23 protein-coding genes are annotated in these 21,636 nt (G+C 53.7%); 7 read left to right on the forward strand and 16 right to left on the reverse strand.

Annotated features, from left to right (window positions below; translation table 11 throughout):
• Positions 1-3 precede the first annotated feature (3 nt).
• From EUZ85_RS19945 to EUZ85_RS19975, 7 genes are all read right to left on the reverse strand, one after another.
• Positions 4-603, reverse strand: coding sequence for a hypothetical protein (locus EUZ85_RS19945; protein WP_127971236.1), 600 nt, complete (start codon positions 601-603; stop codon positions 4-6).
• A 169-nt stretch (positions 604-772) separates the two neighbouring features.
• Positions 773-1,303 carry a GNAT family N-acetyltransferase gene (locus EUZ85_RS19950; protein ID WP_127971238.1) on the reverse strand — a complete coding sequence of 177 codons (531 nt, stop codon included), beginning with the start codon at positions 1,301-1,303 and terminating at the stop codon, positions 773-775.
• A gap of 161 nt (positions 1,304-1,464) precedes the next feature.
• On the reverse strand, positions 1,465-2,070 hold the full coding sequence (locus tag EUZ85_RS19955; RefSeq protein WP_127971240.1) for a YdeI family protein: 606 nt from the start codon (positions 2,068-2,070) through the stop codon (positions 1,465-1,467).
• Between the two features lie 112 nt (positions 2,071-2,182).
• Entirely contained in the window at positions 2,183-2,827 is a 645-nt protein-coding gene (locus EUZ85_RS19960) for a hypothetical protein (protein WP_127971242.1), read from the reverse strand.
• 160 nt (positions 2,828-2,987) lie between these two features.
• The gene (locus EUZ85_RS19965) at positions 2,988-3,272 is read right to left on the reverse strand and encodes a DUF1772 domain-containing protein (protein WP_127971244.1); all 285 of its coding nucleotides are present in this window, start codon (positions 3,270-3,272) and stop codon (positions 2,988-2,990) included.
• 399 nt (positions 3,273-3,671) lie between these two features.
• Positions 3,672-4,193, reverse strand: a complete 522-nt coding sequence (locus tag EUZ85_RS19970) for a hypothetical protein (protein ID WP_127971246.1) — start codon at positions 4,191-4,193, stop codon at positions 3,672-3,674.
• A 127-nt stretch (positions 4,194-4,320) separates the two neighbouring features.
• The gene (locus EUZ85_RS19975) at positions 4,321-4,848 is read right to left on the reverse strand and encodes a DUF1772 domain-containing protein (RefSeq protein ID WP_127971248.1); all 528 of its coding nucleotides are present in this window, start codon (positions 4,846-4,848) and stop codon (positions 4,321-4,323) included.
• Positions 4,849-6,141: 1,293 nt separating this feature from the next.
• Here EUZ85_RS19975 and EUZ85_RS19985 point away from each other — a divergent pair.
• From EUZ85_RS19985 to EUZ85_RS19995, 3 genes are read left to right on the forward strand one after another with little or no spacing between them, the layout of a single operon-like run.
• On the forward strand, positions 6,142-6,669 hold the full coding sequence (locus EUZ85_RS19985) for a DUF2867 domain-containing protein (RefSeq protein ID WP_127971250.1): 528 nt from the start codon (positions 6,142-6,144) through the stop codon (positions 6,667-6,669).
• A gap of 2 nt (positions 6,670-6,671) precedes the next feature.
• Positions 6,672-7,265 carry a TetR/AcrR family transcriptional regulator gene (locus tag EUZ85_RS19990; RefSeq protein ID WP_127971252.1) on the forward strand — a complete coding sequence of 198 codons (594 nt, stop codon included), beginning with the start codon at positions 6,672-6,674 and terminating at the stop codon, positions 7,263-7,265.
• Positions 7,266-7,271: 6 nt separating this feature from the next.
• Positions 7,272-7,676 (forward strand): hypothetical protein, encoded by a 405-nt coding sequence (locus EUZ85_RS19995; RefSeq protein WP_127971254.1) that lies wholly within the window; start codon positions 7,272-7,274, stop codon positions 7,674-7,676.
• 6 nt (positions 7,677-7,682) lie between these two features.
• Here EUZ85_RS19995 and EUZ85_RS20000 read toward each other — a convergent pair whose 3' ends face one another.
• Positions 7,683-8,456: a helix-turn-helix domain-containing protein gene (locus tag EUZ85_RS20000; protein ID WP_127971256.1), complete on the reverse strand. Its 774-nt coding sequence runs from the start codon at positions 8,454-8,456 to the stop codon at positions 7,683-7,685.
• Between the two features lie 95 nt (positions 8,457-8,551).
• Between EUZ85_RS20000 and EUZ85_RS20005 the strand changes: the two genes are divergently transcribed.
• Positions 8,552-9,709: a multidrug effflux MFS transporter gene (locus EUZ85_RS20005; protein WP_127971258.1), complete on the forward strand. Its 1,158-nt coding sequence runs from the start codon at positions 8,552-8,554 to the stop codon at positions 9,707-9,709.
• A gap of 66 nt (positions 9,710-9,775) precedes the next feature.
• On the opposite strand, the gene EUZ85_RS20010 is transcribed toward EUZ85_RS20005, so the two are convergent.
• From EUZ85_RS20010 to EUZ85_RS20025, 4 genes are all read right to left on the reverse strand, one after another.
• Positions 9,776-10,018, reverse strand: a complete 243-nt coding sequence (locus tag EUZ85_RS20010) for a hypothetical protein (RefSeq protein ID WP_127971260.1) — start codon at positions 10,016-10,018, stop codon at positions 9,776-9,778.
• Positions 10,019-10,063: 45 nt separating this feature from the next.
• Positions 10,064-10,831 carry an ABC transporter substrate-binding protein gene (locus tag EUZ85_RS20015; protein ID WP_127971262.1) on the reverse strand — a complete coding sequence of 256 codons (768 nt, stop codon included), beginning with the start codon at positions 10,829-10,831 and terminating at the stop codon, positions 10,064-10,066.
• 159 nt (positions 10,832-10,990) lie between these two features.
• Positions 10,991-11,419, reverse strand: coding sequence for a hypothetical protein (locus tag EUZ85_RS20020; protein ID WP_127971264.1), 429 nt, complete (start codon positions 11,417-11,419; stop codon positions 10,991-10,993).
• Positions 11,420-11,438: 19 nt separating this feature from the next.
• Complete coding sequence (locus EUZ85_RS20025; protein WP_127971266.1) at positions 11,439-11,705, reverse strand: hypothetical protein; 267 nt, start codon at positions 11,703-11,705, stop codon at positions 11,439-11,441.
• A gap of 273 nt (positions 11,706-11,978) precedes the next feature.
• Here EUZ85_RS20025 and EUZ85_RS20030 point away from each other — a divergent pair, with 273 nt between their 5' ends.
• Positions 11,979-13,043 carry a substrate-binding domain-containing protein gene (locus tag EUZ85_RS20030; RefSeq protein WP_127971268.1) on the forward strand — a complete coding sequence of 355 codons (1,065 nt, stop codon included), beginning with the start codon at positions 11,979-11,981 and terminating at the stop codon, positions 13,041-13,043.
• A 47-nt stretch (positions 13,044-13,090) separates the two neighbouring features.
• Entirely contained in the window at positions 13,091-13,990 is a 900-nt protein-coding gene (locus tag EUZ85_RS20035; RefSeq protein WP_127971270.1) for a phytanoyl-CoA dioxygenase family protein, read from the forward strand.
• On the opposite strand, the gene EUZ85_RS20040 is transcribed toward EUZ85_RS20035, so the two are convergent.
• On the reverse strand, positions 13,920-14,270 hold the full coding sequence (locus EUZ85_RS20040; protein ID WP_127971272.1) for a hypothetical protein: 351 nt from the start codon (positions 14,268-14,270) through the stop codon (positions 13,920-13,922). The two genes, EUZ85_RS20035 and EUZ85_RS20040, sit on opposite strands and share 71 nt — an antisense overlap.
• A gap of 260 nt (positions 14,271-14,530) precedes the next feature.
• Here EUZ85_RS20040 and EUZ85_RS20045 point away from each other — a divergent pair, with 260 nt between their 5' ends.
• A complete protein-coding gene (locus tag EUZ85_RS20045) occupies positions 14,531-16,051 on the forward strand; it encodes a zinc-dependent metalloprotease family protein (protein WP_127971274.1) in 1,521 nt (506 codons plus the stop codon).
• A 198-nt stretch (positions 16,052-16,249) separates the two neighbouring features.
• Here EUZ85_RS20045 and EUZ85_RS20050 read toward each other — a convergent pair whose 3' ends face one another.
• Genes EUZ85_RS20050 through EUZ85_RS20060 form a run of 3 tightly spaced genes read right to left on the reverse strand, consistent with a single transcriptional unit; the run spans position 16,250 to position 21,636 of the window.
• On the reverse strand, positions 16,250-19,978 hold the full coding sequence (locus EUZ85_RS20050) for a hybrid sensor histidine kinase/response regulator (RefSeq protein ID WP_127971276.1): 3,729 nt from the start codon (positions 19,976-19,978) through the stop codon (positions 16,250-16,252).
• A 47-nt stretch (positions 19,979-20,025) separates the two neighbouring features.
• Entirely contained in the window at positions 20,026-20,640 is a 615-nt protein-coding gene (locus EUZ85_RS20055; protein ID WP_127971278.1) for an Hpt domain-containing protein, read from the reverse strand.
• A 51-nt stretch (positions 20,641-20,691) separates the two neighbouring features.
• Complete coding sequence (locus EUZ85_RS20060) at positions 20,692-21,636, reverse strand: diguanylate cyclase (protein ID WP_127971280.1); 945 nt, start codon at positions 21,634-21,636, stop codon at positions 20,692-20,694.

Here is a 21,636-nt window from a genome sequence, read left to right on the forward strand (position 1 = left end):
AATCTAGCTGCGCACTTTCACCAGCTTCACCAGTCTGGCGCTGAAAAGCTTGCCCCAGACTTTTTTGTATAGCAAAGCGGGGATCACGAGGATCAGGTGAATGATGATAGAGAGCAGTGCGTACAGGACAAAGGGGATCATCTTCAACACAATCCAGCCGTCGCTGCAGCGGCAGTTAACAAACTCATTTCGCAGTTGCGCGATGTCGTTCAGCTCGCCGTTATCAATGCGACGGCGCACTTTGGGACAGTAGAGATTGCGGCTTTTACAGCCTAGCAGATACGCCTTGAACACCCGTCGCGGGCTGACCGCCAAGGCGGTGGAAATGGCGATCAGATTCATGAACATCAGAATGGGATGCAGCATGCTGCCCGTCCCCAACTCCCAGGCGCTGACCTCGCCTTCGCCGACCTGCGAAGCGCCATAACCGGTAATCACATGATGCAGATCGTGGTATTTAATATACTTGCGGCGCGTCTCGACATTCGGCAAAGGAACCAGCAGACAGCCTACGAAAACTTCAACGAAAGCCGGCCGTTTACCGGTTTCAAGTTCAAAACCGCTTTCTTTGTAGAAGGCGTTCAAGGCTTGTTCGATATTCATAAGACCCACGGACAGCATTTACTGCAAAACAGGTGTTGAACGACGCGCTCACTCACTCCCAACTTGCCGATAAAGAGGAAAAACATCCTAGCTTGGGAAGATGCGCAAACTCAGTTCAGCAGTATAGCTGGAGCTATGGGGAAATAACGACGAATTTTAGTGAACGCGCTTATCTCCAACGCCGCAAAAATTCTGCTTTTGTCAGCTCATAATATTTGCAGGCCACGCCTTCAAATTCGCTGTCGCGGACATACTGAAAGCCGAGTTTCTCTATCACCTTGATGGAAGCCTGGTTATCGATATGGGCGATGGCCGTCAGCATATCCAGCTCGGGGTCTTCGAAGGCGTATTGAGCGAGTCTGATCGCCGCTTCGGTCGCATAGCCTTTGCCCCAGGCTTTGCGCACCAGACGCCAGCCCATTTCCAGCTCGGGGCCCACTGCGTCCATGGGGATATAGGAAACCCAGCCCAGCAGTTCATCCGGGTTATCTTTCGCAAAGATGGACCAATAGCCGCGGCGTTCGCCGAAGTCGCCATTGATGCGCGAGAGAAGGAAATTGACGTGCGCTTCAGAGCCGTCATAGACGCCAGGGATATAACGAGTGACTTCCGGGTCCTTATCCATGGCGATACAGGCCTCCACATCCTGCAGGCCTCGGGGTCTGAGAATCAGCCTTTCCGTTTCAAATATCTGCGCCATGAACCTTTACTCCTTGCACTCTTCGACTAACTATAGACGTCAGCTTAATAATACCGACTTTTGCGCTTTACTCTATTGAATTAAGGGGATATTTCGGACGTTTTAGCGCTGGCCGCCACATCAATCGGCGATATGCGCGGCCTGGTTCCAGTGCTTACGACTTAACGGTCATTAAGTCCTTTGCCGTTCATAATCTGCGGCATGTGTTTGGCCACCCGTGAGGCTCTGGTTTTGGATTGTTTGGGTGCAGAGAAATGCAGGAGGTAGCCTCGCCGCCGTCCTGGCGTCAGGGCATTGAAAGCGTCTTTAAAGGCGGGGATTTCATCCAGCTTTTCCTGCAGTTCTTCGGGAATGGCGTAGTCTTCGGTGGTCTTGAAATCTACTTTAAGGCCGGCGTTTTCCACTTCCACCGCCTCTTGAATATACGCTTTGATGACGGCTTCCATCGCAGCGATATCCTGGGCTTTGGTAAAAGGAATCCTGCGCGCGCTTTGAGTGTTTTCGCCCGGCTTTTCCAGCACGGACCCGGGGTCTTTCAGTAAAGCGCCTTTGGGGAACAACAGAGCGCAGAAATCCTTGAATCCCTGCAGAATGACAATGTTGTTTTGCTGGGAGGTATAACAGGGTTTCCCCCATTTCAGCTCTTCCACCAGCTCACAGTCGAGGGCCATTCGCCGCAGCAATGCCAACTCCTCACTCCAGCGCCCGGCTCTATCCAGAAAGCTATCTACCTTGGGATTACTACTTTGCTTAACGTTAAGACTCATGGGAACTCCTTGTTATATTTGAGGGAGATACCGTCACGCTGACCGCGCCTCACAAGGGAGATTCTGTTACTTCCTTCGCGTCAACGCGCTACCGGTCACATCGACCGCACAATTACTTTTCGTAGACTAATACATCCGCCGCTCCGGTATAACCCCTTTCGCGCCCCCAAATTTCCACCTTGGCGGCAAAGCGGTTGAGAACTCGCTTCGCATCTTCCAGCGCGTCACAGAGAGACTGTCGGGAAACTCTGTAACTCAGGGGCGCGGGCATTTCGAAGGGCTCCCTATCCTCAATACATTGAATCTCCACCTCGACAGAATCCGACATCGCCTGGGGACAGGGATGCCCTTCCAGACAAAAAGGCTCCGCAAACGCCTCGGGCCTTTTAAGCACCTCCCAAGAGGCCACATCGGCAAGCATGCCACAGCACTGAGGAATCAATATTGGCGTGGAGCCTTCCATCAAAACCAATCCGCCGAACAGCCCACAGGACTCTTGTAACGGAGTATCTCCGAGGTGCAGATCAATCGCCAAAGCGACATCCGCCTGCGTCAGATCGGCAACGGGATACCTCCGCGAACCAAGGGGAAACGAGCGCATATCGCTAAAGCCCATACGCCGATTAAGCCGCCTCAGATAAGCATCCCAAGCTTCCGGTTCCGCCTGCCAGGAACCATTCGGCGCCGCCCCCTCCGCCTCTTTGGCTTCCGCTGGATACAGAATTTCGATAACGGGAATGAGGGCGATTTTATTCATGATATGTGTCGATAAAGATGATTATTGTGTTCCGTGCGGAGCTTGTCTTGTCTTACGCGATTTGCTAATCAGATACGCCGCCAACAAGCAGTTTCCATTGTAAAGCCATATCAACCTCATTCAGTGAGGCGCGGCCCCATCTTGCTACTCAGTTAACCCTTTAAAACGACACGTTTAAGACTGATCCGCTGTCCCGCTTTGATTGAAGGTTCTCATCACCTGGGCTGAGGACGCAGAACAGAAACGGCAGAAAAGAGGTCACCCCCCGTATGGCGTTGGCGTCATTCCAACTGTTTCTGGTTTCCATCCAGTCGTCAGACAAACTGGTGGGAACCGAGGATTCGGTGTAGTAATTCAAAGGCAGATTAACCTGTTTGGTGAATATGATGACGCCTCCGATATAGGTCACCGCCAAATAAAGAAATCGACAATTAACTGACGACATCAAAAGCGCGGATATGAAGATGGAGTTACGAAGTCACTTTGCCTGACCTTTATTTCTACTCCGTTCGCCCTGAGCCTGTCGAAGGGCTTTCCAGTGCTTTTGAAAAAGAGCATAGCTTCCCCATCAATACTATCCAAATCTCGTTTCCAGTACTTATGATTTTGACGGTTACAACCTCACCTTCGGGTGTTGAATAAGGACTAATATCTTTGAGTCAACTCTCTGGGAAGCCCTTCGACAGGCTCAGGGCGAACGGTGGACTAAGACAGGGCACAGTTGATAGTTGGCCATAGAAATCTTCCATGATTCTCATGTGCTTGAATAGCGGCTTCGTATCCGCAGAATGCCTTCTATCGGGAAAGAAGTTGTCGCCTAAGCTCGAAAGACTAAATGTACTGCTTAGAGTGAAAGCACTTTACCCATGATCCTGACTTCTTTAACCGACTCCGCCGGTATATCGAAGTGGAAGCGCTGCTTTCTGCCCGCTTTGCTGGGAATGGTCACGTCCATGGGGTTATCGCCCGCTCTGGCCAGATTGGTGGCGTAACCATCGGCGTCAATGGCGATAATGTTTTCGGAGTCTTTCAGGTTGATAATGCGTACGGGGTTGTCATTGGCGTTCTTGAAACCGAGTTCGATGTAGGAACCATTGTCCCCTTCTTTGTTGACGGAGAGCAGTTCAACGCTCAGGTTTTTCTCCAGATCGGCGCCGTTATCAACGATGATCGCCCCATCCTGGCTTTGGCCTGTTTTTCTGCCCTCATCGACACCTTCATCCGCCCCTTCCATTAAATCCTTGCCAAACTTGACGATGCCGGACACAACGGATTTTGTTGCGTCCGTGACTGTATTTTCTTTCGTTTCTTCCGCGTGTGAAAACGAGCTCAGCGCCAGTAAAGAGATAACCAGTAACTTTTTCATTCTTCTTCCAAGATTAGTAATAGCTCTAAAAAATCATCATTCTATGTAACATTAAGTAAATTACCAGACCCAAGCGCATGCATCCATAAGCGTGACGGTTCAAGCAGTCCCCTTAAGCTGATCGATATTACGAGGTCTTCGCCGCTGCGCCTTGCTGGAAGGTTCTCATCACCAACGCGCAGATGCAGAACAGGAACGGCAGAAATGAGGTCGCCACCCGTATGGCGTTGGCGTCATTCCAGCTGTTTCGGGTCTCCATCCAGTCGGCAGGCAAGCTGGTGGGATTCCAGGATTCAGTGTAGTAATTCAAAGGCAGATTGACTTGCTTGGTGAATATGATAACGCCCCCGATATAGGTCGCCGCCGCCAGCATAATAAGCCAGAACGACAGAGTTTTACGTTGTCTCAGATTCGCCGCTAATGCAATGATTGAAAACAGGCCGCCACCAAAAAAGAAAGCGAAAAACATTGGGTGCCGGACATTCTGATTAAACAGAGACTGCACCCGCGCATAAGTCTCGCCATCCACCTGCATCATCGCCAGATTCACATTAAAGGTATAAGTCCAGAAGAACCCGGCCATCACGCCAAACACCAGCGTAGCCAAGCCCAGGGTTCCGTTTTCAAGGAGGGTGAAGGGATGTTTGTTTTGCATATTAAGCGCTCCCTCAATCTTTCGTTCAGTATGGAGAAACTCTCTTCATTGCTCGCCAACAGAATTGGCTCACAAAAGTCGCTGTCGAATTGTAGACGGCTAATGTGACGACCCTGAGTTGGAAGATAACCTTCTAATTTTATTTAGGAATCGGAAACCTATATTCAATGACAGCCTGTGCAATATTTCATGAATGATGTACAGAGTAAAGACGTTCACTTTGGCTTATACGGACATGGCGGAAGATGCTTTAGACCGCACGCAAGAGATCAAGGCCGGATAGTCAACGTCTTGAAATGGTTACGTAATGCTCGTCTGTGTTTCCCTGCTCGCCATTCCAGCTCACACAAAGACTAAAGTTCTTTTTTACCGCATAGAGATACCATCGGTTCGAACAATCACATCTATTGATATACGAAATATATTCCTTAAGACTGCTCTCAAATAACTGAGATCGCTTGCCAAACTCAGAGTAGATATAGCACTCATCGAATAACGTATCGTCAAATTCGTTGACTTCAATCCAGTCAGTCTGATTCTTCAAGTTGAGCCAGACTGGACCATGAGTGCTCGGCTTTTTTCTTTCAAACTTAACCCTGAATATATCAGTAAATTCTTGATAGAAATTCCTGCACTTTTCATCGGAAAGCGGCTCTCCGAATGTAAATGGTATATCCATGTTTTCTCAATCTCGATGACTAGCAACAAATCCGGCCTAATCAGAGACTAGGCGGCGTCCGTCGCAGTTTCGGCTAAAGCGTTATTAGCGAATCCACAGCACAAGACTCAAATTTCGAACGCCAATAGCGGGTGTTTTGGTCCCAGCTGGCGCGGATGATATTAGAATCGTCCAAATGTTGCATCCATGACCAGTACAGATGCTCTTTCACTTCATACATGAAACGAATGACGGGCGCAAAACGATAGCGTTACGAAGTCACTTCACTTGACCTTTATTTCTACTCCGTTCGCCCTGAGCCTGTCGAAGGGCTTTCCAGTGCTTTTAAAAGGAGCATAGCGTCCCCATCAACACTATCAGTTGAATTAGGACTTGTGTCTTTGCGTTAACTCTCTGGGAGGCCCTTCGACAGGCTCAGGGCGAACGGTGGATAGGGTCAAGGTCTGAGGTCTGAGGTCTGAGGTCTGAGGTCTGAGGTCTGAGGTCTGAGGTCTGAGGTCTGAGGTCTGAGGTCAGGTTATGCAACCGCGCAATCTCCTCTTTACGCCACTGGGTTTTCGCAATATTATCCATACCATACCTTACGGTATGTTTTAAAAATTCAGGAGGACGTCATGTCAGGTTTTAAGCTTTTTCGCGTTTCCGCTGTACCGATTCCTACCGATGACTATCTCGACCAACGCGCCGCTCGTCCCTATTTTCGCGACGCGCTTGCCGCGCCTGTCTCCAATAAGTCGTTGACGCCCGGACAGTTGCAGAACGCTATATTCACGGTGATGCCTTTATGGGTGCAGGCGTTGATGGCGTTGCGTAATAGAATTGTCGGCGTGTTGGGGTTTGAGGTTGGGCGGACATTTACGGATGATCGCAGCGTCTTCCCTCCTCGCGACCTCCAGGTTGACGACGCCGTGGCGTTCATGCACGTTATCCATGCTGACGCCAGCGAAGTCGTCAGCTTTACGGAAGACAAGCATATGCAGTTTTATCTGTCCGTTTCCAAACAAGCCGATCAGGTGGTGGTGTCCACGATGGTGAACTTGAAAACGCTGACGGGGCGCCTATATATGGCGGCGATCAAACCCTTTCACTGGCTGATCGCCCGGGTAGTCATCCATAACGCTGTCAAAGACGGACGCATCTAATCATGGCCAACAAGAAAGTCAGAGCCCCCCTTCCCGCAAAATCCAAGCAGTTGTCGAAAACGGACTGGTTGGAGTTTGCGCTTAAACAACTGGTGAACAAAGGCCCTGACAGCCTGAAGATCATGCCGTTGTGTGAAGCGTTGAAGGTCACCAAGGGCTCTTTCTATCACCACTTCGAGAATCGCCAGGACTTCAACGACGCCTTGATGAGTCACTGGTACGAGCGCATGACCATGGAGTTCATCAAGCAAGCGGACGCCGCTGGCGCGCCCCTGGAACGCCTGAGGAAGCTCGATCAGGTCATCGCCGCTCACAATATCGAAGCGGAAATGCATATCCGCGCCTGGGCGTTGAAAGACGTCCAGATCGCTGAACACTTGGAGAAGATCGACAGCCAGCGCCAGCAATATTTAAAACAGTGCTATGCGGATCTGGGCGCCGAAGACAATCTCGCCATAGAACTCGCTCAAATCGCCTACGGACTGTTCCTCGGACTGCAACAAATTCGTCCCAAGCCCGATATTGAAACCGCATTACGCCTGGCGGCGATGGTTAGCGGGAAGTTTGTCTCCTCTATCGGATCGCAGGAAGGTTAAGCATCCATGGCGGACAAAAACCTTGAAACCCGACTGCGTGAGATTGATTGGCGACAATACTCGGGTCCCGACCTCTATGCGCCGGACAAACTGATTGCGTCAATGCTTGCTCTCATCAATTTGCATGACCAAAACGCCTCAAATGCAGTCGGCGACGCCATACTGAACACCCTCGGGAATAATCATCGGGGTGTTTATTATCCTGCTGCGCTTGCCGCGCTGGATCTTCTAATCAACATGGCGGAAGCCGCAGATCAACCTGCCAGAATGCGCTGCGCACGCTCCATTTTGAATGACCTGTACTATTTCGAGCCGGAGCTGGGGTATTACGACGGCTGTTCCGATGAGGAACTGAAACGCTTCGTATGCACCAAACTACAGCCCTACTCCGACGCAAAGTTTTCTCTCTGATCATTCTTACCCCCGCCGCACATACTGATAGGGCGTCTGCCCGGTGTGTTGGCGGAAGAAGCTGATGAAGGCGCTGTCGCTGGAGAATTCCAGGGCGTAGGCGACGTCGTTGACGCTTAGCCCTTCCGACAGTTTTTCGATGGCTTTGAGCAGTCGCCACTGCTGGCGCCAGGACTGATAGGACATCCCAGTCTCTTTGTTGAAAAGACGGGTGATGGTTTTACTACTGGCGCCGACTCGGTTCGCAAGCTGGTTCAAGGGGTCCGGCAGTGCATCCGGGTGATTCAGGCTCGTCAGCCAGCCGGACAGGCGTTTATCCCGCGGCAGTGGCAGTTGCAACGCTTCCGTTTTCGCTTGGGCGAGTTCTTCGCAAAACAGCGCGCGCGTATTGCGCTGTTTCTCTTCGGGGATATCCCAGGGCCAGAAAGCCATTCGTTCTATCAACTCCCGCATGAGTCCGCTGACGCAAAAAATACTGATACGCCCGGGCAATGGCCCATTGCGGGATAAGTCAAAATACAGCGAGCGATATGCGACCACGTTAGTCATTCTGACGCAATGCGGGGTGTTGGCGGGAATCCAGGCGGCGCGGGTCGGCGGCAGCACGCAGTGCATGTTATCCAGCGTGATGTTCATGCAGCCTTTAGGCGCATACAGCAGCTGCGCTTTTTGATGGTGATGCATGCCCGAATCATGGCTGCCCACCTCCGCCGCCACGCCAATGACTGCGTTATGCAGCTGGTCTGCGTCGAACTGGGCTTCTCCGTCTATTAGCGCCATCTGTCTCTATCTTGTGGTTTTGTGATCCGGTTATGTTATTTGACCACAACTTCCGTCCCTAAAATAGCCGTCTTTATGTGCTCATTGGAGGAAGTATGACATCGCACAAACCGGCGACAGGACTGCTGTTCATCTTGTTGATGTTCCCACAGATTGCGGAAACCATTTATAGCCCGGCATTGACGGATATCGCCCATCACTTCGCCACGCCTGAACGCGCCGCGGCGCAGACGCTTTCCGTTTACTTTATCGCCTTCGCCCTGGGCGTGGGATTCTGGGGCGGCATGGCTGACCGCATCGGTCGTCGCCCCGCCATGCTTTGCGGACTGGGCCTGTACAGCCTCAGCGCTGCGGCGGCGTTGATCGTGGATCAGTTCGAAACGCTGTTATTCGTGCGGGCATTGAGCGCCTTTGGCGCGGCGGTTGGATCGGTGGTGACGCAGACCATGTTGCGCGATGCCTATAGCGGAACCGACCTGGCGAAGATGTTCGCCGTCATGGGACTGGGTATGGCGATCAGCCCTGTACTGGGCTTTTTCGCTGGGGGACTATTAACCGCGCTCGGCGGCTATCTGAGCGTATTCACCGGCTTATTCGTCATGTCAGCTGCGCTGTTTGGCCTTAGCGCCAAGCAGTTGCCGGAAACCCGCCCGTCTACATTGAACCCAGTGGCCTTCAAAACCCTGGCGTCACAGCTGGTGCGGGATGGGTACGTGTTGCGCCATATGGCTCTGGTGGCCCTGTTCAACCTCATGCTGTTTTCGTACTACTCCCTAGCTCCGTTTATATTCGAGTCATTGGGATATAGCTCTGTCGAATTCGGCTACAGCGGCGTCATCCTGGCCATCGGTTCGCTGGCGGGCAGTCTTCTGAACCAAGCGGGATTAAAGCGCGGGATGTCCCCGCAGCATCTGATCCACGCCGGCATAGGCATGGCGACGCTGGGCGGCCTGGGCGTGCTGCTGACTCAAACAACCCTTTGGTTCCTGGCGCCGATGTCGTTGACCCTGTTGAGCTACAGCATCGCTATCCCCAACATCCTCAGTCAGGCATTGGTGCGTTATCGGGCGAACGCCGGCGCGGCGGGGGCGCTGTTTGGGTTGGCCTATTATCTGTTACTGGGTATCGGTTTAGTCGCATCGGGATGGTTGCAGAACCTTGGCGCCACGCTACTGAGCGCCGCCACAGGATGCCTGCTGCTATGCGCATGGGCGGCGACGCCCCAAACCGATCTGGCGGAAAACAGCGCCTGAGGTTTAAAAACCGCCATGACCGGCCAACACAAGGAGAGTACGCGAAAGTCGAGACTATTCCTGGGATTACCAGGAGTAGTCATACTGGAGCAATTCGCCGGTATCCGGGTCGACGTATCGGAGGAAGCTGATATTGCGATCCGCCATTCTCTCGCTCTTCAAACCGAGTCCTTCAGCGCTGGTTTTGAACTCTTCGACCAAGTACGCTTGCTCGCCCCGCGTGACATTCCAGACGCTGTTCCCCTCTCTGATTTCATTGTCGAGCAATTGGTTCAGCTTGGCTGATCTGAATCTGAAAGAGCCGTGCATTCTGTTACCTCTTTATGCTTTTGGGGTGGACGTGTCGGGCTTGGATTATTGAATATCCGGCGGCACCGTCAGATCGTACTTGGCGACAATGGCGTCAAACTCGCCGCTCTCCTTCAGTCTTAGCAGTTCCTTGTCAAAACGATCGCGCAAAGCCGTCAAATCACGCGCTTTGGAAAAGGCGATAAAACTGGGCAGGCGCTCTACTTCCAACGGCAGTCGGGAGATATGCTTGGTGAAGCCGGTCTTTTTCAGCTCCCAATCCGCGACGTAAATATTGCTGATCAGGATATCAATCCGTCCCAGCATCAGTTTCTTGAAATTCTGTTCAATATCTTCGACCCGTTGCACTCGCAGTTGATTGCGCATCTGATCAAACACCGCGCCATAGCTGATGGTGGAGACCACGCCGAATTGCTTGTCCTGCAGCGCGAGCAAGTCGCCATTGAAATTAATGGGGGAGTCTTTCCTGGCGTACAACGCAATAACCTGGGGAATCAGCACTACGTTGGAGTAATCCAGAAACTGCTCACGCTCCGGGGTTTTGTAGGCGGTGAATATGGCGTCCGCATCCCCTTTGCGCACTCGATCCAGCGAGCGGCTCCAGGGATGCACGTCTATGCTGACCTGCAAACCTAACGCCGCCATAACACGATGCACCACTTCTACGGCGACGCCAGTAGGTTCGCCATCCTCTCCGGTAAATTCCAGCGGAGGAAACTCCAACGTCACAAAACGATACGCCCTCTCTTCAGCCCAGGCGCTTTGATAAGCGATTCCCCAGGCAAACAGAAACAATAGTATCGTTTTAAACATGCAGCCGACATTCTCTAGAGTTTTATTCGTTGATTAAGAGTAGCTTAGGGCGATAGCGCACTCAACCGATGGCGGACCGTAACGCGCCGGAACATGGCCCGCAGCAAACAATCCACATAAGATTACTTGATCTTTTGCCGATCGAAACACCAATAGCGATTAAGAGCCCATCAGTAACTGGATATAACTTACCCCATCCTTCGTCCCAACTACTTCAAAGTCTTCCAGATAGACATGGTGGTAGTCGCCAGTGGTGTGAATCATCTGATTCGCTGACTTGGCCAGATCCAGCCAAGTTGGGTTTTGCAAAGGTTCGCTCTGGTAGCCCGCTCCCTCCCCCCAGAACGCGTCATGAGGCTGCACGACTATCACTTGTCCCTCTACGGCGATTTCGTGCAGATTATTAACAGGCATGCCTTTGGCGTCTTCGCCATAGGCGCTGTAGATCACCACGCACTCCTGCTCGATGTTAGCGCAGACCTGATTGACGATGGCGTCCATTTTCGCCGCCCATTCATCACCCTGAGCATCTGCGCGGGCGATATCGCCCCATAACAACAACGCCAGGCAGACTATCCCTATCTTCATGTGTTACGCGCCTCTATATTTAGGTAGTAATTCGGAAGTCGGGGCCGTTTTGGCTTGGGCTCCAACCTTGATCCAATGCAGCTTTGATGAGCTTCGCCACGTACGCCGGGGTGATGCTAAAGTCGTGCAGATCAGAGCCATAGAGAATTTGCTCATACAGCAACTGGCAAGGCGCTTCCGCCAGCTCGACATATACGTCCAGCCAGCCGTCATTACCGCTGCTTCTCCAGCGGTAATTTGTGTTATCTACGGTAATTATCCGGCTTTTCTTTTTCGGCATCGCCATGATATCGCCCTGTCAACTCGCCCCAGTTCCCCACTTCGCGCTATTAAACAACAGATTGATAAAGGCCCCAACAGATTTCAGTATGCTGAGCTCCGCCTGAGGCCGTATAGCCCCCTCTTTTACGCATCCAATGATGAAAGTCGACCGTCACGCAGGCGGTTCAGCTTCATTTCGTTCAGGTCCTTTGCCCATCCTCTGCTATATAATTAATCGAGAAGTCGTTTACTCTTGGTCAACCCAAACTTTGTTGTGAATCCGCAAACACGGAAACCCATGCGTTATTTGCTACCCGTTATCGCCTTGCTGCTGACGACCTGCTGCGTTCAGGCGGAGAGTCATGCCGCCAACGCCTCCTCTTTGAAGTGGAACGGCCCAACCACAGGCCCCGCAGCGCAGCGGAACAAAAATATTGTATTCGTGTCTCAAGATTCCAATAACGGCGGTATTTCCAGTCTGTATCGGCACTTTCAGCTGGCGGCGCAACAGCTCGGCTGGAAGTTGGAACACATTGACAGCAAGAACAATTTGCATAGCGCCAAGTCCGCCGTATTGCAGGCTGGTCACGCCAATGTGGACGCCATTGTGCTGGGCGGGGTTTCTCTCTCCAGCCTTCGGGATGAGGCCCGCATCGTCAAGCGCAAAGGCATCATTCTGCTGGGCTGGCATGCGGCGGCTGAACCAGGGCCGACGGATGAGCTGTTCAACAACATCGCCACCCCGTCTTTCGCTGTCGCGCAAATGGCGGCGCAATACGTGGTGCAGCATAGCGAGGGCAAAGTGGGGGTGGTGATTTTCAATGACGCGCGCTTTGAGGTGGCCAACGCCAAAACGGAAAGCATGCGCAAAATCATCTCACAATGCGATCGCTGCCGTGTGTTGTCCATTGAGAACATCAGCCTCGGCCAGACCGTGACGGAAATTCCCAAAGCCGTGGACCGACTGGTGACGGAGTTCGGCGACGCCTGGACTCACAGCCTGGCGATCAACGACCTATATTTCGACTCCATCAGCTTCCCGCTGCGTAAACACAACCGCACCGACATTCGCAATATTTCCGCCGGAGACGGCTCCTTTCAAGCGTTGAACCGCATTCGTAGCGGCCTGTCCACCCAGGTGGCGACGGTGGCGGAGCCCGCCGGCGTGCAGGGCTGGCAACTGGCGGACGAACTGAACCGAGCCTTCGCTGGCGCGCCTCCCAGCGGCTATGTGACTGAGCCGCTGCTGATCACCTATGAGAGCGTGCATAAAACCGATATCTACAACCTCGGCGGCGATATTCCCTACCGGGAGTGGTACGAAATAATCTGGTTCGGCGCGCCGCTGCCGCCCGCACAGTAGAGAGTTGTCAGCCTTGCGTAACTGTTCACTGACAGGGAGACGCCGCAATGAAAGACGCACTCGCACAATTTGACTGCGACGGCTATGTTCATATCCCCGCGTTCCTGAATTCCGATTTGATCCACCGTTATAACGCGAGACTTGCGCAAGTGATGCAGGACTGCGCACGGGCTCCCGTACAACATGTGGCGTTCAGCGGCGCTCAGGCGCTGTTTCGCGTGAATGAGCTTCTACGCTATTTCGGCGCGCACACGCTGTACATTCTGGGGATGCCAGCGTTACAGCGCCTGACGCAGTCCCTGTGCGGAGGCGAAGCCATCTGCACGTATGAGTCGCTGTTGGTGCGCTCAGCCGCCAACGCCAGCCTGGTTGATTGGCATCGGGATATGAATCATCAGCAGGATGGGCGGATCTTTACCTTGGGAATTTATCTCGACGCCGCGCTGACGGAAGAGGACGCTTTGCAGGTTTTGCCGGGACATCATCTATCCGGCTCCTCCATTTCCGCATTAACGTCCATGCTAGCCGGCAAAATGATAACGCCGCTAAGGCTCCCCACCCTGCCGGGAGACCTGTTGCTCCATGACGTCAGGTTGCCCCACGCATCTCCACCGGTGGTCAGCAATCGCGTGCGCAAGACCCTGTACTTTGAGTTCCGCCCTCTGCGACTGTTGCAAAGCGCTAATCCGCAATGGCTGACGCAGCGTCGACGTCTGAATGACATCGCCCAGAGCGTGCATACGCGCCTTCATGATAAGGATGAATCAGAGTGGTCGTTAACTCAGCAGGAAACAGACTGGCTGGAGGTCTTATATCAACAAAGGCAACGGCTGGAGGGGGCGGAATATGCGTCTAATTCAGGATCGCAGGCCAGCCTTAAAAAGCCACCAGTGAAGACAGGAAGAATACAATCACGCCCAGAATCAGCAACTCCACCAGACCGATAATAACGCCATAGAGTATGCGCAGCGAACCTGGCAGCTTGCTGACAAACTTTCTGTCGTACATCCAATGGCTCGCTTCAATGGCTCCCAGCAGCGGCAACCCCATCAATACGGCGCCAATCCAGAATGTCATCGAGGGGTATTCGACAGGCCCTTTCACCAACCAGAGACCCAGTCCAGTCAGGAAACTCAAAACGAGGCACACCACGAGCGTAAATATGCTGACGCCCCTTTTTCCATAAAAGTTAGCGTTCTTAAGACTCCAAGAGTCCTCTTTGTTCATTTTTCTAATTTTCCATAATGCGGATTCGATATAGCAGGCCATATCATAGGAGCTAACGTCCTTGTTGAGAACCTAAAGATAACAAATTATCTTATTTTTCATTTAAATTTCATAAAAATCAGCTGGTTGCATCCTCCCTTTAATCTAAGCCGCGTTCGCTCTTGGTCGTAAGTATATATGTGGACTTAAACGTTTTAGATCGTTTGCGTATATTGCCCGCCCTTCTTAAATACAACTATTACTTGTGTGCTTTTAATACAATGATTCAATTAAAAAAAACACTGGCTATCGCTATAGGCGCCTGTTTATCACAGTTTACTTGGGCGGCGCCCACTCACAGTGTGGACGTTATGGTGGTTTACAGCGCTCAGGCGCAAGATCACTACGTCGGCAACAGCGAAGAAATTCAGCAAAAGATCGCCGATTATGTGGCGTTCACCAATCAGGCATTTGTTAACAGCAAGGTAGATATCCAGCTGAATCTGGTCCACAGCGAGGTGATCTCGGACGTAGCCCTCAGCGTAGACAACCAGGGCATCAGCGAATCTTTGACGTCGTTACAGCAAAACCGTTACGTCAGAGAACTGCGCGGCCGCTACAAGGCCGATCTGGTGATGATGCTGTACGATCAAAATGACCTGAATTCAGCCACTTGCGGCATTACTGCGCCTGGCGTATTTTTGGCCAATAAGGGCGTCTTCTCCATCAACAATATCGACAGTGCTTATGGGCTGGTTGACGTGAACCCAAGTTGCGCTCTTGACCTCTCAGGAGAAAATGTCACCCCTTATCATTTTGCGCACGAATTGGGCCACCTGTTTGGATTGGGGCACGGCTTGCCGACAGAGCAAAATGAGTTCGTTCAAAGTCAACCTATGCTGGACGAGTTATTCAAAATGCTGGATGGCGAAGGTTTCTATAGCAGCCGACCAGCGTTGCCATTCACCACGATTTCCACACTTGAGGAAGCCGTCGAAGCGCAGGTATATCCTCTACAACATGCTTTCGCTTTCGGTTATGGCGGCCCGACCACTCGCGAAGTTTCCACCATCATGGCCTACCCTCACGAACACGGCTACGCCTCCTGGGCTCCCTATTTCTCCACGCCAGACGTAAAGGTCTGCAAGAATGGCGGCGCGACTTGCCAGGAATCCGAAAAAGTGGCGATCGGCGGTGATCTCGGCAACGGCCTGCAAGCCAACAACGCCCTCGCGTTAAATCTGGCGGCGGAACAGGTCGCCAATTTCTGTCGCAACAACCAGCAGCTCGCCAACGCCAAGGGAACTCCAATGCAGTTCGCCTTGGGCGCGCCGACTGCGCGCTGGCACTTGGACAACCTTGACATCAGCTTCTCTGACAGTACGCCGGGGGCGGTCTATCCCTGGATTGAGGGCGAGGACGAGCTCTCGGTCGTCGAGGTGGATATCAACGGCGAACTAACCAATGTGCTGCAAGTGGAGAACGCCGCCAACCTTCCTACGGCAGGCGTTAACCTGACCTGCGACCTGAGGCCTGGCGACGTTTACCAACTGAAGGCGAAGGTCAAAGGCCTGGAAGACGGCGCTGCAACCCTTTGGCTCTACTACGAGACCCTGAGCGGCGCGAAAGAATGGTTTGAAGTGAGCCGGAAATCCGTCACCACCAGCGACTGGACCGAACTGGAAGCCGCGGTGCAAATGCCGGACGACCTGACTCACGTACAAGCCGTGATTTACGGCGTAGATCAAGCCAAGGGGTTTATGCTGGAATCACTGGAAGTGTCTGAGGATCGGGCTCTGTAATGTCTTACGCCCATCAGAGCTTTTCTGGTGGGCGTTCTCTGGCTCTCTCCTACTCTCCTACTCTCCTACTCTCCCATTCTGTTCTTCATTCTTCACTGCCTCTGTTTTCCTTATCGCTATAAATCCCCCGCCCTTTTATAGGGAAATCTATGAAGAACGTTAGCGAGGCGACATGGGAGGCTCACGTGACTCAGGGAGTCAGGGAGACAGCGTTGTGGATGTTTCCTGTTCTATCTGTCGCAGCATGTCCAGGCAATGGGCGTGGGCGGCGTCAAAGTCCAGTTGGTTGATATCCTCCTCCAATACCGCGAAACTCGCCGGCAATAACTGTCGGTAGGATGAGTTCAGATCCGCGAACAGCTTCAATGCATTCATATTGGACATTCTGACCAGCTGCGCCAGTTCTTTCAGTCCGGCTTTCAGGCCCGCCTGGGAAGCCGTGGCGGAGTTATTCCCCCTGTCGGCGGGTGGAGCCAGTATTGAGATGATTTGCGTCAGCAGGTCTCGGGTACGTTCAAATTCGCGTTGGATAATAGACGCCGCGTTCCGCTCAGGCGTCCACCCATTACCTGATCGCACCCCCTGTTCCAGCGCCCCCGACGCATCCGCCAGGATGGGCGCGCCGACGGCGCCGGCCAGACCTTTTACGGTGTGCAATATGTCCGCCGCCCGCCGACTTTCGCCTCGCGCCAACAAGTCTGGCAGGTCTTTCAGCATAGCGCTGACGTCCCGACTGAACCCTCGCGCCGCATTGCAATACGCGCCGGTATCCTGACCGAATCGGCGCAGCGCATCCCGCAACGTCAACCCTTGCGCCTCCGCCAGCGTTAACGCCGGCTGTATGTGCGGCGCGGCGCTCTCCGACGGCTGCCGCAAGCCTGACGCAGGGGGAATAGACGGCGTGTGTTCCGTGCGGTCCGGGGTATTCGTATGTTTCAGGATCACCGCCACAAGCTCGCTCAGATCGAAAGGTTTCCCGACATGATCGTTCATGCCGGCGGCCAGACAGTTTTCCCTGTCCGAGGGCAGCGCATTGGCGGTCATCGCCACGATGGGCAAATCCTTAAACGCGGAATAGTCGCGAATTTCATGGGTTGCGGCATAGCCGTCCATGTCCGGCATCTGAATATCCATCAGCACCAGATCGTATGGCGGCGACGCTTTTTTCACCGCTGTTACGCCAGCCAGGCCGCCGCTGGCGATATCCACCTGAGCGCCGCAACTGCCCAACAGCTCCCGGGCTACCTGTTGATTAGTCAGATTATCCTCAACCACCAAGAGGCGCAGCCCGGTCAGCTGAGTACAGGGCTGCGCGGCATGGCGATTGATCTGTTGCAGGCGCCGATGGCCGGCGCGGGCGTCAGCTACTGCTTCCGACAACATGGAGGCGGTAATGGGTTTCACCAAAAAACCATCCAGCATGCTCGCCTCGTCCTCACGGGGATAAGATAAAATTTCTTTCCCCTGAGACGTCACCATGATAATAATCGGCGCCTTCGCGCCCGTCAGGATATGACGAAGGCGCCGGATGGTTTCCCAACCGTCTAATCCGGGCATACGCCAATCCATAAGCACTACGTCATAGTCGGTTCCCGCAGCCATGGCGAGGGCGTCTTCGCCGGAGGCCGCCGCTTCCGCACGCCAGGCGAGATGATTGACGATGCTGCAGTTAATGGCCCGCGCGCACTCATTGTCATCCACGACCAGCACACGTAGTGGCTCAATCACCATGGGGTCCGACTTATTCGCCGTTTCCTCGGAGCGCGCCAGACACACGGTGAAATAGAATTCACTGCCTTTGCCGGGAGCGCTTTCCAACTGCAGTTCGCCGCCCATCATGCGAATGAGCCGCTGACAAATCGCCAAACCAAGTCCTGAACCGCCGTAGCGCCTGGAGGTCGAGGCTTCCGCCTGGGAAAAGCCGTCGAAAATATGTTTTTGTTGCGCCTCGGAGATGCCAATGCCGGTGTCGCGTACACTGAAATAAAGCCACAGATGCGATGCTTCCGATCGGTGCAGGCGAACACTCATCACCACCTCACCGGATTCCGTAAACTTGAGGGCGTTGCCCGCCAGATTGATAAGGATTTGTTTAAGACGCAGAGAATCACCCACCACCTGTTGCGGCAGCGCGGGATCGATATCGAACAGCACCTCCACATTTTTCTTGCCCAGACTGGCGGACAGCAGCACGCCCACTTCCTGCACCAGTTTTTCCAGATAAAACGAATGCAGGTCCAACTCCAGCTTGCCCGCCTCCACCTTGGAGAAGTCCAGTATGTCGTTGAGAATGCCCAGCAACGTGCGGGCGGCGGACTCGGTTTTGTGAATGTAGTCGGACTGCCGCGTGGTCAGGTCGGTTTGTTGCACCAGTTGCAACATGCCCAGAATGGCGTTCATGGGAGTGCGGATTTCATGGCTCATATTGGCGACAAAATCCGACTTGGCGCGACTGGCGGATTCCGCCGCCTCTTTGGCCTGGCGCAGTTGTTCGGTACGTTCGGCGACCTTCCGCTCCAAATTGACATTGAGCAGTTGCACCTGGGTTTCAATGGCTTTTTGCTCGGTGATGTCACGAATCGTGGTGGCGGCGCCGACGATCTTGTTATTGGCGCCTTTGATCGGGAAAACCGTCACGGACACGTCAAAATGGCTCCCGTCGGCGCGGCTGCGAATGGTATGAAAGTTAGGCACCACTTCGCCCTGAGTCACGCGCTCCATAATGTCTTTTTCTTCTTCACGGCAATTGGGCGGCACAATCAGACTCATCAGCGTTTTACCGATCGCCTCCGCCGCGGGGTATCCCAGCATGGATTCCGCGCCCTGGTTCCAGTTCGTAATTTCACCTTCCAGAGTGACGCCGATAATGGCGTCGTTGGAGCTTTCCACAATGGCCGCCATGCGCGAGCGCTCCAGACCGATATGCACCTTGCGTTGCAGGTTGACCAAAAAGATATAGAACAGCCCGGTCATCAACACAGAGATCAACGCCAGGGTGAGCGCCACCTGAATTGGCGACAGCAAATGCAGACTCTCGACGAAAGCCGGCAGCGCTTTAATGTGCATGCGCCAGGTGCGCTGATAGAGAGATAGATTAATGCTGGTCTCAAGTCCTTCCGCGGCAGGCTGATCAAAACCGGCGGAAGCGTAGAAAACGTCCTCCGCGCCGGATTCGGACACATCCTGCAGGGAGAAAGCGAAGTCGTCGCCATGGAAGTTCATATCCTGCAACACTTCATCCGTCACCAGCGGCGTGTAGGCCCAGCCGAATGTTTCCCCCTCTCTTTCCTCCGCGCTGGCGGGATGCAGGCCGGTCCGGTAGATGGGTATCAACAACAGGAAACTACGTAACTTCTTTCCCGTCGCCTGCACCAGAGTGATTGGCCCTGACAACGTGGCTTTGCCGCTGTGCATCGCCATAAGCGCGGCTTCCCGCCGGGTGGATTCAGAGCCGATGTCCAACCCCACCGCCTGCTGATTGTATTGCTCCGGCTCCACAAAGCGTATGATGAAACGCTCTTCATCATTCACCGAAATCTTCTTCACCGCGAAATCGCCGCCGCGCTCACGCTGCGCCATCTCCACAAAGGCCGCTTCCTGCTCCGGGCCGACCCGTTGAATCAGGCCATAGCCTCGGGAGCCGGGAAACTCTCGCTCTTGCTCACGAGAATGAGAATATTCAAGAAATTTGCGATAGCTTATGTTTTCGCGGCCGCCAGCGATAATGGCCCCGCGCGCGCCGCGCAGACCATATTCATATATCTGCATCCGCGACTGCACCTGACTGGCGACGCGATTAGCCAGAATATCCAGCCGCGCCCTGGACTCATGCTGATTCATTTTGGCCCGGCGCACACCTTCTTCCAAAGCCAGTATGACGCCCATTGCAAGCAGCCCCCAAAGAAACCATTTCACACGTCCAAGCATATCCTCTCCATGGGCGCTATCAGGCCAGACTTGCTGTGTTTTCCATCTCAGGCATGGCCATTCTCCTGCATCAGTTCGTCGAGTTCCTCCAGAACTTCATCAAACTGGAGATTGGCCACTTTTTCGCGGATGGATTCAAACTGAGCGGCGGCGCACAGGGTCTGCAAAGAGGAGCGAATACGGTCGAAGTAGTCCAGCGCTTCCATATTGCGACTTTCCAGCAGCTCGCGCCAACGCTGCAGCATTTCCAGATCCAGCTCGACATTAGCCAGGCAGCCTGATGACGGCGGAAACTGTTGCGACCACGCCGTCAATTCTTTCAGCATGGCGTCCATCCGACGCTCCAGGGCGTTCAACAAGCGGCTTTTATCTGTATTCGAGTCAGCCCGTATGCTTTCTTCCAGCTCGCCGGCGCTGTCCGCCACCTTCTCCGCGCCCAGTGTGCCCATAGAGCCCCGCAGCGTGTGCGCCAGGCGCAACGCCTCCGTCATGCTCTCGTCTGCAATGGCCTTGCGAATATTCACCACCGGTTGCTTGCCGCGGCCTAACACCTGGCACACCAGTTCACGCACGTGATTCCCCAGTGCACCTTCCTGTTGGCCCGCCAGCAGTAGCTTGGAGTAATCCAGCGTACTTTGTTTCGGCTTTATCTCATCCTTCACTTTCGCGCCTCACCTTGCCATTTCGTCCCTTATATTATTTCGTACCCCCGCCTAGACCATCCGTTGTTCCTCTGCGCCCTCTTCAGCACAGTGAACGCGCCCTCTTCCCGCCTGTTTCGCCGCATATAACTGTTGATCCGCCTCTTTGATCAAATCCACAACTTCGGTATGCCGGATCGGATAAATCTCCGCTACGCCAATGCTGACGGTCACCACATCGGCAATTTCCGAAGCCTGGTGTTCGATGCCCAGCGCTCGAATGGAAGCCTCTAGCTCACGCCCCAACTGACAAGCGCCGGCGGCTTTGGTTTCCGGTAATATGCAGGCGAACTCCTCGCCACCGTATCGGGCCGGAAGGTCGTCGGGGCGCTGCAGGACCTGTTTCATGCAACCCGCCACCAACTTCAGGCATTCATCCCCGGCGATATGACCATAGCGGTCATTGAACTTTTTAAAATAGTCCACATCCAGCATCAGCAGGCTCAATGGGTGGCCGTTGCGTTTACAGCGACGCCACTCTCGCTCCAGGCGTTCATCAAAAAAGCGCCGGTTGGCGACGCCGGTCAGTCCATCCAGCAACACCAGTTGTCGCAAAAGATCCGCTTGAAACTTAAGCGTCAGGTGGGCGCGCACCCGGTTGCGCACGGTGGAGGGGTTGATCGGTTTAGTGATGAAGTCAACGCCGCCGGCGTCCCAACAGGCGTCCTGCTCCTCCGGCGTGTTATGAGCGGTGACGAAAATGATAGGGATGTCCTTGGTTTCCGCGGAGAGCTTCAATTGGCGGCACACCTCCAGCCCATCGGTGTCCGGCATAATGACGTCCAGCAGGATCAGGTCGGGAATGTCTTTCCTGCAGAACTCCAGGGCCTGCGTGCCATTGGTGGCCATAAACACGTCATGTTCGCCGGCGAATAATCGATAGATCGCTTGAATATTGATGGGCTGGTCATCCACCACCAGAATACGCGCCCGTTTCTTCTCAATCTGCATTGGCAT

The sequence above is a fragment of the Hahella sp. KA22 genome (genome assembly GCF_004135205.1).
Taxonomy (GTDB): domain Bacteria; phylum Pseudomonadota; class Gammaproteobacteria; order Pseudomonadales; family Oleiphilaceae; genus Hahella.

Excerpts from the sequence above, each read along its gene's own strand:
- EUZ85_RS19945 (WP_127971236.1), bottom strand. The coding sequence starts at position 603 with ATGAATATCGAACAAGCCTTGAACGCCTTCTACAAAGAAAGCGGTTTT.
- EUZ85_RS19950 (WP_127971238.1), bottom strand. The coding sequence starts at position 1,303 with ATGGCGCAGATATTTGAAACGGAAAGGCTGATTCTCAGACCCCGAGGC.
- EUZ85_RS19955 (WP_127971240.1), bottom strand. The coding sequence starts at position 2,070 with ATGAGTCTTAACGTTAAGCAAAGTAGTAATCCCAAGGTAGATAGCTTT.
- EUZ85_RS19960 (WP_127971242.1), bottom strand. The coding sequence starts at position 2,827 with ATGAATAAAATCGCCCTCATTCCCGTTATCGAAATTCTGTATCCAGCG.
- EUZ85_RS19965 (WP_127971244.1), bottom strand. The coding sequence starts at position 3,272 with ATGTCGTCAGTTAATTGTCGATTTCTTTATTTGGCGGTGACCTATATC.
- EUZ85_RS19970 (WP_127971246.1), bottom strand. The coding sequence starts at position 4,193 with ATGAAAAAGTTACTGGTTATCTCTTTACTGGCGCTGAGCTCGTTTTCA.
- EUZ85_RS19975 (WP_127971248.1), bottom strand. The coding sequence starts at position 4,848 with ATGCAAAACAAACATCCCTTCACCCTCCTTGAAAACGGAACCCTGGGC.
- EUZ85_RS19985 (WP_127971250.1), top strand. The coding sequence starts at position 6,142 with ATGTCAGGTTTTAAGCTTTTTCGCGTTTCCGCTGTACCGATTCCTACC.
- EUZ85_RS19990 (WP_127971252.1), top strand. The coding sequence starts at position 6,672 with ATGGCCAACAAGAAAGTCAGAGCCCCCCTTCCCGCAAAATCCAAGCAG.
- EUZ85_RS19995 (WP_127971254.1), top strand. The coding sequence starts at position 7,272 with ATGGCGGACAAAAACCTTGAAACCCGACTGCGTGAGATTGATTGGCGA.
- EUZ85_RS20000 (WP_127971256.1), bottom strand. The coding sequence starts at position 8,456 with ATGGCGCTAATAGACGGAGAAGCCCAGTTCGACGCAGACCAGCTGCAT.
- EUZ85_RS20005 (WP_127971258.1), top strand. The coding sequence starts at position 8,552 with ATGACATCGCACAAACCGGCGACAGGACTGCTGTTCATCTTGTTGATG.
- EUZ85_RS20010 (WP_127971260.1), bottom strand. The coding sequence starts at position 10,018 with ATGCACGGCTCTTTCAGATTCAGATCAGCCAAGCTGAACCAATTGCTC.
- EUZ85_RS20015 (WP_127971262.1), bottom strand. The coding sequence starts at position 10,831 with ATGTTTAAAACGATACTATTGTTTCTGTTTGCCTGGGGAATCGCTTAT.
- EUZ85_RS20020 (WP_127971264.1), bottom strand. The coding sequence starts at position 11,419 with ATGAAGATAGGGATAGTCTGCCTGGCGTTGTTGTTATGGGGCGATATC.
- EUZ85_RS20025 (WP_127971266.1), bottom strand. The coding sequence starts at position 11,705 with ATGGCGATGCCGAAAAAGAAAAGCCGGATAATTACCGTAGATAACACA.
- EUZ85_RS20030 (WP_127971268.1), top strand. The coding sequence starts at position 11,979 with ATGCGTTATTTGCTACCCGTTATCGCCTTGCTGCTGACGACCTGCTGC.
- EUZ85_RS20035 (WP_127971270.1), top strand. The coding sequence starts at position 13,091 with ATGAAAGACGCACTCGCACAATTTGACTGCGACGGCTATGTTCATATC.
- EUZ85_RS20040 (WP_127971272.1), bottom strand. The coding sequence starts at position 14,270 with ATGAACAAAGAGGACTCTTGGAGTCTTAAGAACGCTAACTTTTATGGA.
- EUZ85_RS20045 (WP_127971274.1), top strand. The coding sequence starts at position 14,531 with ATGATTCAATTAAAAAAAACACTGGCTATCGCTATAGGCGCCTGTTTA.
- EUZ85_RS20050 (WP_127971276.1), bottom strand. The coding sequence starts at position 19,978 with ATGCTTGGACGTGTGAAATGGTTTCTTTGGGGGCTGCTTGCAATGGGC.
- EUZ85_RS20060 (WP_127971280.1), bottom strand. The coding sequence starts at position 21,636 with ATGCCAATGCAGATTGAGAAGAAACGGGCGCGTATTCTGGTGGTGGAT.